Genomic DNA, 12,083 nt, shown 5'->3' on the forward strand with positions numbered 1-12,083 from the left:
CCCCCGAGGAAGCCCGTACCGTCGCCTCCTGGGACCGCGACCTCGACGCCCTCACCGGAGAGCTCCTGCGCGCCCGCGACAGCGTCACCGAGGTCCCCCTGCCCGCATCGCTCACCGCGTCCCAGGTGCTGCGCCTGGCCGCCGACCCGGACGGCTTCGCGCAGGAACTGGCCCGCCCCATGCCCCGCCCGCCGCAGCCTGCCGCACGCCGCGGCACCCGCTTCCACGCCTGGGTGGAGGCCCGCTTCGAAGCACTGACGCTGCCGTTCCTGGAGCCCGGGGAACTGCCCGGCAGCGACGCCGAGATCGCCGACGAACAGGACCTGGAAGCCCTCAAGGACGCCTTCGAACGCACCGGGTACGCCCACCGCACGCCCTACCGTGTGGAAGCCCCCTTCCAGCTCGAGATCGCCGGCCGCGTCGTACGGGGCCGCATCGACGCCGTCTACAAGGAGGGCGACGGTCAGGAGACGACGTACGAGATCATCGACTGGAAGACGAACCGCACCCGCACCGCCGACCCGCTCCAGCTGGCCGTCTACCGCCTCGCCTGGGCAGAGCAGCAGGGCGTGCCGCTGGAGTCGGTCACCGCCGCGTTCCTGTACGTGCGCAGCGGCGAGGTCGTACGGCCGGACGACCTGCCGGACCGGGCCGCGCTGGAGCGGCTGCTGCTCGGGGAGCCGTCCGGTGAGGAACCGCACTCCGAGGACGTCAGTGCGGGCCGATAGGCTCGTGACCATGAGCCAGACCCCGGACAGTGCCGTCCGTACGTACATCGCGCAGCACCGCGCGGCCTTCCTCGACGACCTCGCCGAGTGGCTGCGCATCCCGTCGGTGTCGGCACAGCCGGACCACGCGCCCGACGTACGACGCAGCGCCGACTGGCTCGCCGCCAAGCTGAAGGAGACCGGCTTCCCGACGGCCGAGGTCTGGCAGACCCCGGGCGCGCCCGCCGTCTTCGCCGAGTGGCCCAGTGACGACCCACAGGCGCCCACGGTGCTGGTCTACGGCCACCACGACGTGCAGCCCGCCGCCCGGGAGGACGGCTGGGACAGCGAGCCCTTCGAGCCGGTCGTCCGCGACAACCGCCTCTACGCGCGCGGGGCGGCCGACGACAAGGGCCAGGTGTTCTTCCACACTCTCGGCGTCCGCGCCCACCTCGCCGCCACCGGCCGCACCACCCCGGCGGTGCACCTGAAGCTGCTGATCGAGGGCGAGGAGGAGTCCGGCTCGCCGCACTTCCGGGCCCTGGTCGAGCAGCACGCCGAGCGGCTCGCCGCCGACGCGGTGATCGTCTCCGACACGGGCATGTGGTCCGAGGACACCCCCACGGTGTGCACCGGCATGCGCGGCCTCGCCGAGTGCGAGATACGGCTGCACGGCCCCGACCAGGACATCCACTCCGGCTCCTTCGGCGGCGCGGTGCCCAACCCGGCGACCGCCGCCGCCCGCCTCGTCGCCGCCCTGCACGACGAGCACGCGCGCGTGGCGATCCCCGGCTTCTACGACGGCGTGATCGAACTCACCGACCGCGAGCGGGAACTCTTCGCCGAGCTGCCCTTCGACGAGCGCCAGTGGCTGCGCGCGGCCAAGTCGTACGCCACCCAGGGCGAGGCCGGGTACACGACCCTGGAGCGCGTCTGGGCCCGCCCGACCGCGGAGGTCAACGGCATCGGAGGCGGCTACCAGGGCCCCGGCAGCAAGACCGTCGTGCCGTCCTCCGCCCTGGTGAAGCTGTCCTTCCGGCTGGTGGCGGGCCAGGACCCCGGCCAGGTGGAGAAGGCCGTCCGCGCCTGGGCCGAGCAGCAGGTGCCCGCGGGGATCCGCTGCGAGATCACGTTCAGCGGGGCCACGCGCCCGTGCCTGACGCCGCTGGACCACCCGGCCCTGAAGTCGGTCGCCCGCGCCATGGGCCGGGCCTTCGAGCAGCCGGTCCGCTTCACGCGCGAGGGCGGCTCCGGACCGGCGGCGGACCTCCAGGACGTGCTCGGCGCTCCTGTGCTCTTCCTCGGCATCTCCGTCCCGTCCGACGGCTGGCACGCCCCGAACGAGAAAGTGGAACTCGACCTGCTCCTCAAGGGCGTCGAGACCACCGCGTATCTGTGGGGCGATCTCGCCGAGCACTGGCGCCATGCGCCCTGAGCGTCCCGCGCCGTCCGGACCGGCAGGGCGCGCGGGGCACACTGGAAGGGCTGCCCCGCCCCACCGGCCGGACCCGGTCGCCTCCCGCCGTACGTCCCGCTGATCAGCCCGCCGAACCCGACAGTCCCACCGGGGAGTTGGAAGCACCCGTGACCACCTGGACCGACCAGAACGCCGACCGACCCATCTCGCTCACCGCACCGAGCGGCATCGACCGGGCCGCACACCACCGGCTCGACGAGGCCTGGCTCGCGGCGGCGTGGAGCCACCCCTCCACGCGCTGTTTCGTGGTCTCCGGCGGCCAGGTCCTCATCGACGAGACGGCGGACGGGCGCACCGAACTCGTCATGACGCCCTCCTTCGAGGCCCCCCTCACCGAAGCCCACCGCTACTTCCTCGGAATCGACGAGGACGGCGTCAGCTACTTCGCCCTCCAGAAGGACTCCCTGCCCGGGCGTATGGACCAGTCCGCGCGGCCTGCGGGGCTGCGCGAGGCGGGCCTGCTCCTGTCGGCCCGGGACGTGGGCCTGATGGTGCACGCGGTCGGCCTGGAGAACTGGCAGCGCACCCACCGTTTCTGCTCCCGCTGCGGCGAGCGCACCGTCATCGCCGCGGCCGGTCACATCCGCCGCTGCCAGGCCTGCGGCGCGGAGCACTACCCGCGAACGGACCCGGCCGTGATCATGGCCGTGACCGACGAGGAGGACCGCATCCTGCTCGGCCGCCAGGTGCACTGGCCCGAAGGCCGCTTCTCGACGCTCGCCGGTTTCGTCGAGCCCGGCGAGGCCATCGAGCAGTCGGTGCGCCGCGAGGTCCACGAGGAGGTCGGCATCACCGTCGGCCAGGTCGAGTACGTCGCCAGCCAGCCCTGGCCCTTCCCGTCCAGCCTCATGCTGGGCTTCCTGGCCCGCGCCACCTCGACCGAGATCGACGTCGACGGGGACGAGATCCACGAGGCCCGCTGGTTCTCGCGCGACGAACTGCGCGCAGCCTTCGAGTCAGGCGAGGTCCTCCCGCCGTACGGCATCTCGATCGCGGCCCGGCTGATCGAGCTCTGGTACGGCAAGCCGCTGCCGACGAGAAGCGTCGCCTGACGAGGCCGCCCGCCCGCAAGCTCGCGGCACGGGCGGCAGCCGTCACAGGCGGGGACCGCTCGCCGGAGATGATCGAACTCGCCCGCGAGCACGCGCACGTGCCCGGCAACGTCAGAGAAGGCGGCCCCTGAGACGCCTCAGGAACCGCCTTCCCGGCACAACCGCAGGGCGACTACGCGCCGATCTTCTGCTTCACCTGAGCCAGCGACGGGTTGGTGAGGGTGGAGCCGTCCGGGAACAGAACGGTGGGCACCGTCTGGTTTCCGCCATTCGCCTTCTCCACGAACGCGGCGGACTCCGGGTCCTGCTCGATGTTGATCTCGGTGTACGCGATGCCCTCGCGGTCCATCTGGCTCTTCAGCCGACGGCAGTAGCCGCACCAGGTGGTGCTGTACATCGTCACAGTGCCCGGCATGTCTCTCGTGCTCCTTCGGTGGCTCGGGGACAGGTGGTTCGCAGTGGTGGAACGTCCATGACAGGGCCGCCATTCCCGCGGCCCGCGCCCTGCCGGACGTGACGCCTGCCGCATTAGTACGACTATCAGTGCCCGCCTGTGGACAACCGGCACAGCCGTTTCCCGCGACCTGGCAGCATGGCTGTGTGACAGCAGCAACGCACTCCACCCTGTTCCCGCAGGTACCGGACACCCCCGACGCGGTCCTCGAAGGGCTCGACCCCGAGCAGCGCGAGGTGGCCACGGCCCTGCACGGTCCGGTGTGCGTCCTGGCGGGCGCCGGCACGGGCAAGACCCGGGCGATCACCCACCGCATCGCCTACGGAGTGCGCGCCGGCATCCTGCACCCCTCCAGCGTGCTCGCCGTCACGTTCACCAACCGCGCCGCCGGGGAGATGCGGGGCCGGCTGCGCCAGCTCGGCGCCGCCGGAGTCCAGGCGCGCACGTTCCACTCGGCGGCGCTGCGCCAGCTCCAGTACTTCTGGCCGAAAGCGATCGGCGGCTCCATGCCCCGGCTCGTCGACCGCAAGATCCAGCTCGTCGCCGACGCTGCCGCCGCCTGCCGCATCCGCCTCGACCGGGGCGAGCTGCGGGACGTCACCGCCGAGATCGAGTGGTCCAAGGTCACCCAGACCGTCCCCGCCGACTACGCGCCCGCCGCCGCCAAGGCCGGCCGCGAGACCCCCCGCGACCCCGCCGAGATCGCCCAGCTCTACGCCGCCTACGAGGACGTCAAGCGCGAGCGCTCCGTCATCGACTTCGAGGACGTGCTGCTGCTGACCGTGGCCGTCCTCCAGGACCGGCACGACATCGCCGAGCAGGTCCGCGCCCAGTACCAGCACTTCGTGGTCGACGAGTACCAGGACGTCAGCCCCCTCCAGCAACGCCTGCTGGAACTGTGGCTGGGCGACCGGGACAGCCTGTGCGTCGTCGGCGACGCCAGCCAGACGATCTACTCCTTCACGGGAGCGACCCCGGACCATCTGCTCGACTTCCGCACCCGCCACCCCGGCGCCACGGTCGTCAAGCTGGTCCGCGACTACCGCTCCACCCCGCAGGTCGTCCACCTCGCCAACGGCCTGCTCGCCCAGGCGAAGGGCCGCGCCGCCGACCACCGCCTGGAGCTCGTCTCCCAGCGCGCCCCGGGGCCCGAGCCGGTCTACGCCGAGTACACGGACGAGCCCGCCGAGGCGGAGGGCGCGGCCCGGCGCATCCGCGAGCTCATCGACGCGGGGGTCCCGGCCGCCGAGATCGCCATCCTCTTCCGGACGAACGCGCAGTCCGAGACCTATGAGCAGGCCCTCGCCGACGCCGGAGTGCCGTACCAGCTGCGCGGCGCCGAGCGGTTCTTCGACCGTCCGGAGGTGCGCAAGGCCAGCGTCGCCCTGCGCGGCGCGGCCCGCTTCGGCGGCAACGACTCCCTCCTGGACGACGCCGTCGACCTGCCCTCCCAGGTCCGCGCCGTGCTCTCGGGGGAGGGCTGGACGCCGCAGCCACCGGCCGGTTCCGGCGCCGTGAGAGAACGCTGGGAGTCCCTGGCCGCCCTGGTGAACCTCGCCCACGACTTCGCCGCCGCCAAACCCGGCGCCACCCTGGCGGACCTCGTCGCCGAACTCGACGAACGGGCGAACGCCCAGCACGCCCCCACCGTGCAGGGCGTCACCCTCGCCTCCCTGCACTCGGCCAAGGGCCTGGAGTGGGACGTCGTCTTCCTGGTCGGCGTCGCCGAGGGCATGATGCCGATCACCTACGCCAAGACCGACGAACAGATCGAGGAAGAACGCCGCCTCCTGTACGTCGGCGTCACCCGCGCGCGGGAACGCCTCCACGTCTCCTGGGCCCTCTCCCGTTCCCCCGGAGGCCGCCCCAACCGCCGCCCCAGCCGCTTCCTCGAGGGGCTGCGCCCTGGTTCGGCGGCCACCACGGCCCGTACCGCCGCCGGCGGCGCGGGCGGCATCGAGCGCGGCACCCCCGGAAGCAGGGGTTCCGCCCCGAGACGAGTGCAGCGAACGCCCGCCCGCTGCCGAGTCTGCGGCCGCACGCTGACCGACGCGGGCGAGATGAAACTGATGCGCTGCGACGACTGCCCCTCCGACATGAACGAAGGTCTCTACGAGCAGTTGCGCGAGTGGCGCGCCGACCAGGCGCGACGCAGTGGCCAGCCCGCCTTCTGCGTGTTCACCGACAGGACCCTGATGGCCATCGCCGAGACCGCGCCCGACGACGAGCACGAGCTGGCGCGCATCCCGGGCGTGGGGATGCGCAAGCTCAATCGCTACGGAGCCGACGTACTGGCCATCTGTGCAGGCCAGTACGCCGGAGGAGACACGGATCAGGACTGACACGAACTCGTCGAAAAAATAGTTTGCGCATGCCCCAGCAATCCCCATAGGTTCTTAGGCACGAGAGCAGCGGCCTTCTCGGAGGCCCTGATTCCGTGTTGTACTTGCATATCCGCAGGACTGGTTCATCCAGTCCACCGAGACGCCGAGAGGAGGCGAGTCCAGTGATCAGCATCAACACCAGCTCCGTCAGCATCGTGAAAGTGACCGATCGCTCGGCCGTCTCCGCGTGCATGCTCGGCGTTTCGAACCTGGGCACCGGTCTGTCCGGCATTCGTGCCGCGCGTCCGGCGTCCTCCTCCGTTGCTCCCGCGGGCCTTCCCGTCCGTGAGCGCAATGAGCGACCGACCAAGGCACTGGAAGCGGCAGTAGTGGCACAGGCGCAGGCCTATGCCTTTACGGCGACCGGTGCCGGATTCCGGAAGCAGACGACGCAGCACCACCAGATGTGGGCCTTCCGTGGGCCAGAACCCTGGAGTGATCCAGCCTGATCGCAGATCAGGCCGGCGCCTTCAGGGCCGCGGAACCCCATCCGGGATCCGCGGCCCTTCTGTTTGTCCCTGAACAGGGACGACGGACCGAAGGAGCCTCGGGACAAGAAAAGAACCCGGTACCAGCCACCCCTCGGCCAACAGGCCGGAACGACCAGACGAGGAAGACGAACCGTGCAACTCGAAGCGCACGCCCCGTCCGTACCGCCTTCCGAAACGATCCCCAAGCCCGGCTCCACGGAGGACTCCGCCTTGACCCCGCTCACCGCGCTCACCGCGCTCGACGACGCCATCGAGAACCTCGGCGTGCCCGTCCCGTGCCGTTCCTACGACCCGGAGGTCTTCTTCGCCGAGTCGCCCGCGGACGTCGAGTACGCCAAGTCCCTGTGCCGCACCTGCCCGTTGGTCGAGGCCTGCCTCGCCGGCGCCAAGGAGCGGCGTGAGCCCTGGGGCGTCTGGGGTGGCGAGCTGTTCGTGCAGGGTGTCGTCGTCGCCCGGAAGCGGCCGCGTGGCCGCCCGCGCAAGAACCCGGTCACAGCATGAACACCGCAGGAACGATCGACCGCCCCCTCACGCACGACCCCCAGAAGCAGGCCCCGATGAAGCCGTCCATTGATGAGCCCGCAGGCTCCGCGACCCAAGACTTCACCACCACCGGCGCGAAGGACTCGCGTCAGAACAGGACCCGAGAGATGCAACTCATCCCAGAAGCCATGGCTCGTGCGCATATGCACGAGCGACTGCAAGAGGCGGAGCGGGAACGCCCGGCCGTGCGCCTGGCGACCGCCCGCCGGATGCAGCGCAGGGCGGAGCGCGCCTCACGGCGTGCCCGCCGGGCGCTCGCCATGGCGGTCATGCAGTAACCGACCTCACCTGAAGCGGTGGCCTCCCGAGCCCGGGAGGCCGAGCTCTCCCCGCGGGGGCCGGTCCGTGCCGAACGGACCGGCCCCCGCGGTGCGTTGTGCGCCGCGGACCGTCGGGCACGGCCATATCGTCGCCGGGTGACGAGCCCTCCCGGAGGCGGTGACGACAGCTCCGCAGCGGAGCCCCTGCCGCTCGTGTGCGACCGCTGCGGCACGTCGGCCGGAACCCTGGCCGACGGCCCACCCCTCACCTGGACCCACTCCGTCGAGAACGGCGTCCGCCGCTACTTCTGTGAGACCTGCTCCCGGGAGAACCTCAGGTCGATCGAGGGACGCCTGGACTCGGACTGGTGGTGAGGCGCGGGCACCGGTCGGCCTTGGTGCCCGCTGAGGCTCATGCCTCCACCACCGACGCCTCACCGTCCGCAGGGTCCTCCGGGAGGAACCCCGGCAGCCACTCCTCCAACTCCTCGCGCAGCCGCACCGTCGCCCCCAGCTGGCACAGAACGCCGATCGTGCTCAGCGTCACCCGGTGGATCAGCAGATACGACGGCGGAAGGTTGAGCTGCTTGCCCAGCTGGTAGGCGGGGGAGCGCGGGTCCGCGATGCGGGCCGCCTGGCTGCGCATCCAGCCGCGCGTGAACGTGAACTCCTCGACCTCGGCCGGTTCGATGATCGGCAGCAGGTAGTCCAAGACCGCGTCGGGATCCAGCTCTATGGTCTCCTTCACGAACCCCTCCGCGCACAGGAGCTCGTAGACCGCCTCGGCCTCCCCGTCGAGGGTCATCCGCAGGGACTCGCCGATGGTGGCCGGCAGACCGCCGGGGAGACGGTCGACCGTGCCGAAGTCCAGGACGCCCAGGCGCCAGTCGTCCTCACCGTCCGGGCCGCCGGGCAGCAGCCGGAAGTTGCCCGGGTGCGGATCGGCGTGCAGCAGGCCGGTGCGGGCAGGGCCGGAGAACAGGAAACGGGCCAGAAGCTGGCCGGCCCGGTCGCGCTGCTCCTGGGTGCCGTCCGAGATGATCTCCGACAGGGGGATACCGTCGATCCACTCCGTGATCAGGACCTGGTCGGACTGATGCACCACCTGCGGCACGATCACGTCCGGGTCGTCCGTGAACTCCTCGGCGTGGGTCTGCTGGGCCTGGGCCTCCAGGCCGTAGTCCAGCTCCTCCGAGACGCGGTCCTTCAGCTCCGTGATCAGCGGCTTGATGTCCATGCCGGGGATCAGCGGGCCGAGCAGGCGGGAGAAGCGGCTCAGCTGGTTCAGATCGGACAGCAGGGCCTCGCCGGCGCCCGGGTACTGCACCTTGACCGCCACCTCGCGGCCGTCATGCCACACCCCGCGGTGCACCTGGCCGATCGAGGCCGCCGCGGCGGGCTTGTCCTCGAACTCCAGGAACAGCTCGTGCCAGCCCTCGCCCAGCCGCTCCTCGAGCACCGCGTGCACGGTGCGCGTCGGCATCGGCGGCGCCGCCTCCTGGAGCTTGGTCAGCGCGGCCCGGTAGGGGCCGGCCACCTCCTCGGGCAGCGCGGACTCGAAGACGGACAGGGCCTGGCCGAACTTCATCGCGCCGCCCTTGAGCTCGCCCAGCACCTTGAACAGCTGGTCAGCCGTGCGCTGTTGGAGTTCGCGGCCGACGAGCTCCGCGGACTCGCCGACGATTCGCTTGCCGAATCCCCAGGTCGCCCGCCCGGCGATGCCGAGCGGGAGCGCGGCGAGCTTGGCGGTCCGGGTGACCGCCTTCCGGGGAAGATCAGACATGCGCCCTCCAAGTCCCAGCCGGCCGCTTCGCCGCTGCCTTACGGCAGTGCGCCGACGGCCGTTGCACCGCCATTGTCTCGTGTGACTCCCCATCCTCCGAGGGGTGCTCCCTCTTTCCTCTCTCCGCCGCCCCGCACGGGCATGCCGGATGCGCCCAGACCGGCCGCGCATGCCAGTGCAGACCGGGCACGGAGACCTCCCAGCGCGCCCCGGCGCTCGACGGAACCCGGCCGTCCAGGAAGGCGAGCGCATGGGCGGCGGCCAGTCCGGCCACCGTAGTGGCCAGCGTCAGGTCGCAGGGCCGCACCTGTCGCTGCCTGCCGGAGCGCCACTGGGCGACCAGGCGGGGCCAGGTCGGATCCCGGTCCGTGCGGTTCTCGTGCAGGCACCCCGCGCAGCCCGTCTCCCCGGGCAGGACGAGCGGGCCGATCATCCCGGTCCCCTCCACGACCCCGGCGTACAGATGGGGTGTCCCGGCGGACATCAGGGGTTCGGCGGCCGACGGGTCCGGCGCGTGCACGGCGACATCGTCGCGCGGGGCGACGATCACCAGCGAGAACCCCGGGTCGCCTGCCTCCGGGGAGGTCCGGGCTGCCGCGCGGCGCGGCGGCCGGTCCGGGGCCGCCCGGCGCACGGCCCGGCGGGCCGACTCGTCCCTGCGGTCGCCGACGGCCTCCGCGGGCAGCCCGCCCGGAGCGACATCCCACGGTTCCACACGGCCGCCGTCGCGCACGTCGACCTCACCCACACCGGCCCCCGACAGCAGCGACGCCAGCACGGCACCCACCCGGCCCGCGCCCCGCACCTGCACGCGCTGCGAGCGCCGGGCGGCCAGCTGCCGCATCGCGTCACCCGGTGCCGAGGTGGTCAGCGACAGGGAGGCCAGGTCGGGACGCAGCCGGTCGAGGACCTCCTTCTTCTGCCGCAGGGCGTCGGCGGCCGGCCCGCCGCCCCGCGCGTCGTCGAGGAGACCGGCCCCGGCGAGCCGCCGCACCAGCCCGTCGACATGGCCCTCGGGCAGGTCCATCCGGCGCCCCTCCTGGCGCAGCAGCTCCAGCCCGCGTGTGCCGTTCAGCAGGTCGAGGAAGCTGCCCGTCGCCAGGTCCATCGGACCGAGTGTCATCGCATGCGCCGGTGTCATCCCGAACTGCACGGTGTTGAGGTCGCGCCAGCCGCGCCTGAGCGCGGGTTTCACCATCGGATGCATGACAGATTCCCCGTATGTCATAGATCGTCCCCGTACGTCGCGCGCTAACCCGTCACAGGCCGGTCTGGTCCCCAGCCGGGCCTGTCCGTCGCTTCGCCGACAACAGCCAGCATGCCCAAACCCGTCGCCGGCTGCAGAAAGTTGTCCACAGGCGCGGGAATTCGTCGTACAAATCCGGTGGCCGACGGGGGCATCGGCATCGAACCCTCCCAGGGCCGGGACTTCCCCGGGTACAGCGGGTAACGTCGGGGCGTGCCCGCCGACCCACTGCACCGCGCCGGAAAGCCACAGCGCAGCACGACGAGCCAGCCGCCGAGCGGCTCGGGGGCGAGCGCGATCGAGGTCCGCAGGAGCGCCCGCCGACGCAGAACGGTCTCCGCGTACCGCGAGGGCGATCGCACCGTGGTGCTCATCCCCGCCCGGATGTCCGAGGCGGAGGAGCAGCGCTGGGTGAACGTCATGCTCGACAAGCTGGCCGCCCAGGAGAGCAAGCGGGCCCTCGGCGACGCCGAGCTGGCCGAGCGGGCCCGGCGCCTTTCGGACCAGTACTTCGACGGCCGGGCCCGGCCCGCTTCGGTGCGGTGGGTGACCAACCAGAACACGCGCTGGGGATCCTGCACGCCGTCTGAGGGCAGCATCCGCCTGTCCCACCGTCTCCAGGGCATGCCCGAGTACGTCGTCGACTACGTCCTCGTTCACGAACTCGCCCATCTGCTCGTCCCCGGACACGGCCCCGGCTTCTGGGAGTTGCTGGAGGCCTATCCGCGCACGGAGCGGGCCCGGGGCTACCTCGAAGGCGTGGTCGCGGCCGAGCGGTTGCCCCATGTGCCCGGTGCGCGGGGCGAGCGCTCTGCGGACTGAGTGTCCCGTGTGCTGATCGTCCGCGGGCTGAGTGTCCCGGGAGCCGAGCGCCCGGCTGTGCACCTGCGATGAGCACCCAGGGCGAGCCCCGGGGTAAGTGACCGCTTTCCGCGAGAGAGCAGCCGATACGGCCGGGCACGGGTTCTGTACCGGGTCTGTACCGACTGCGTCCGGTGTCCGAGTTTGCCGTTAGCCTGGCGCGACGCAATCACGTTCTGGATGGGGGACGGTCGTTACGCATGGCCAGGGAATTCCAACGCGGCCACAAGGCCAGGATCAGTGACCTCACCGCGGGCACGGATCTGTACGTAGGCGTGCAGATCTCCGGCCCCGGACTGAGCTTCGACATCAGCTGCTTCGGCCTCGACGCCGACGAACGGCTCTCGGACGACCGGTACTTCGTCTTCTACAACCAGCCGAAGTCCCCCGAGGAGTCCATTCAGCTCCTGGGCGCCCAGGCGGGCGACACGGAGTCCTTCCGGGTGACGCTCGACCGGATCCCGCCGCAGATCCAGAAGCTGTCCTTCACGGCGACGATCGACGGCGCCGGGCAGATGTCGCAGGTCGCCCCCGGGTACATCCGCATCGTCGCGGGCGGTGAGGAGGTGGCCCGCTATCCCTTCAGCGGGTCGGAGTTCTCCACCGAACGGGCCGTGATGCTCGGCGACTTCTACCTGAAGGACGTCTGGCGGTTCGCCGCCGTCGGGCAGGGCTTCGATGGTGGTCTCGACGCGCTGCTGAAGAACTTCGGCGGCGAGGTGGCGGAGGAAGAGACGCCCGCGTCGCCCGCGACCTCCGCGCAGCAGGCGCAGGCCGGCGCCGCCCCGGGCTTCGCACCGCCCGCGTTCGGCGTCCCGGGCACTC

At 71.6% G+C, this 12,083-nt stretch carries 13 protein-coding genes; 10 read left to right on the forward strand and 3 right to left on the reverse strand.

Annotated features, from left to right (window positions below):
• From CCL05_RS38295 to nudC, 3 genes are all read left to right on the forward strand, one after another.
• A partial coding sequence (locus CCL05_RS38295; RefSeq protein ID WP_143590013.1) for a PD-(D/E)XK nuclease family protein occupies positions 1 to 728 on the forward strand: 728 nt, incomplete at its 5' end.
• A gap of 10 nt (positions 729 to 738) precedes the next feature.
• Positions 739 to 2,142: a dipeptidase gene (locus tag CCL05_RS38300; protein WP_086565239.1), complete on the forward strand. Its 1,404-nt coding sequence runs from the start codon at positions 739 to 741 to the stop codon at positions 2,140 to 2,142.
• Positions 2,143 to 2,291: 149 nt separating this feature from the next.
• The gene (gene nudC / locus CCL05_RS38305) at positions 2,292 to 3,236 is read left to right on the forward strand and encodes an NAD(+) diphosphatase (RefSeq protein ID WP_167409698.1); all 945 of its coding nucleotides are present in this window, start codon (positions 2,292 to 2,294) and stop codon (positions 3,234 to 3,236) included.
• A gap of 172 nt (positions 3,237 to 3,408) precedes the next feature.
• On the opposite strand, the gene CCL05_RS38310 is transcribed toward nudC, so the two are convergent.
• Positions 3,409 to 3,651: a mycoredoxin gene (locus CCL05_RS38310; protein WP_004983675.1), complete on the reverse strand. Its 243-nt coding sequence runs from the start codon at positions 3,649 to 3,651 to the stop codon at positions 3,409 to 3,411.
• A 128-nt stretch (positions 3,652 to 3,779) separates the two neighbouring features.
• Between CCL05_RS38310 and CCL05_RS38315 the strand changes: the two genes are divergently transcribed.
• The 5 genes from CCL05_RS38315 to CCL05_RS44290 all read left to right on the forward strand — a co-directional run bounded on the left by CCL05_RS38315 (position 3,780) and on the right by CCL05_RS44290 (position 7,743).
• A complete protein-coding gene (locus tag CCL05_RS38315) occupies positions 3,780 to 6,032 on the forward strand; it encodes an ATP-dependent DNA helicase UvrD2 (RefSeq protein WP_279629960.1) in 2,253 nt (750 codons plus the stop codon).
• 164 nt (positions 6,033 to 6,196) lie between these two features.
• Positions 6,197 to 6,523 (forward strand): hypothetical protein, encoded by a 327-nt coding sequence (locus CCL05_RS38320; protein WP_167409700.1) that lies wholly within the window; start codon positions 6,197 to 6,199, stop codon positions 6,521 to 6,523.
• A 174-nt stretch (positions 6,524 to 6,697) separates the two neighbouring features.
• Positions 6,698 to 7,066, forward strand: coding sequence for a WhiB family transcriptional regulator (locus CCL05_RS38325; protein WP_010047663.1), 369 nt, complete (start codon positions 6,698 to 6,700; stop codon positions 7,064 to 7,066).
• The gene (locus CCL05_RS38330; protein ID WP_086565235.1) at positions 7,063 to 7,386 is read left to right on the forward strand and encodes a hypothetical protein; all 324 of its coding nucleotides are present in this window, start codon (positions 7,063 to 7,065) and stop codon (positions 7,384 to 7,386) included. The genes CCL05_RS38325 and CCL05_RS38330 overlap by 4 nt, the downstream gene beginning before the upstream one ends.
• A 138-nt stretch (positions 7,387 to 7,524) precedes the next feature.
• Positions 7,525 to 7,743 carry a hypothetical protein gene (locus CCL05_RS44290; RefSeq protein WP_107400570.1) on the forward strand — a complete coding sequence of 73 codons (219 nt, stop codon included), beginning with the start codon at positions 7,525 to 7,527 and terminating at the stop codon, positions 7,741 to 7,743.
• 37 nt (positions 7,744 to 7,780) lie between these two features.
• Here CCL05_RS44290 and CCL05_RS38335 read toward each other — a convergent pair whose 3' ends face one another.
• Positions 7,781 to 9,151 carry an ABC1 kinase family protein gene (locus CCL05_RS38335; RefSeq protein ID WP_086565236.1) on the reverse strand — a complete coding sequence of 457 codons (1,371 nt, stop codon included), beginning with the start codon at positions 9,149 to 9,151 and terminating at the stop codon, positions 7,781 to 7,783.
• Entirely contained in the window at positions 9,144 to 10,358 is a 1,215-nt protein-coding gene (locus tag CCL05_RS38340; protein ID WP_086565237.1) for a TOMM precursor leader peptide-binding protein, read from the reverse strand. The genes CCL05_RS38335 and CCL05_RS38340 overlap by 8 nt, the downstream gene beginning before the upstream one ends.
• 252 nt (positions 10,359 to 10,610) lie before the next feature.
• Here CCL05_RS38340 and CCL05_RS38345 point away from each other — a divergent pair, with 252 nt between their 5' ends.
• Positions 10,611 to 11,219: a M48 metallopeptidase family protein gene (locus CCL05_RS38345; RefSeq protein ID WP_086565238.1), complete on the forward strand. Its 609-nt coding sequence runs from the start codon at positions 10,611 to 10,613 to the stop codon at positions 11,217 to 11,219.
• A gap of 239 nt (positions 11,220 to 11,458) precedes the next feature.
• A partial coding sequence (locus tag CCL05_RS38350; protein WP_143590014.1) for a TerD family protein occupies positions 11,459 to 12,083 on the forward strand: 625 nt, incomplete at its 3' end.

It is taken from the genome of Streptomyces africanus (assembly GCF_002150735.1).
GTDB lineage: Bacteria > Actinomycetota > Actinomycetes > Streptomycetales > Streptomycetaceae > Streptomyces > Streptomyces africanus.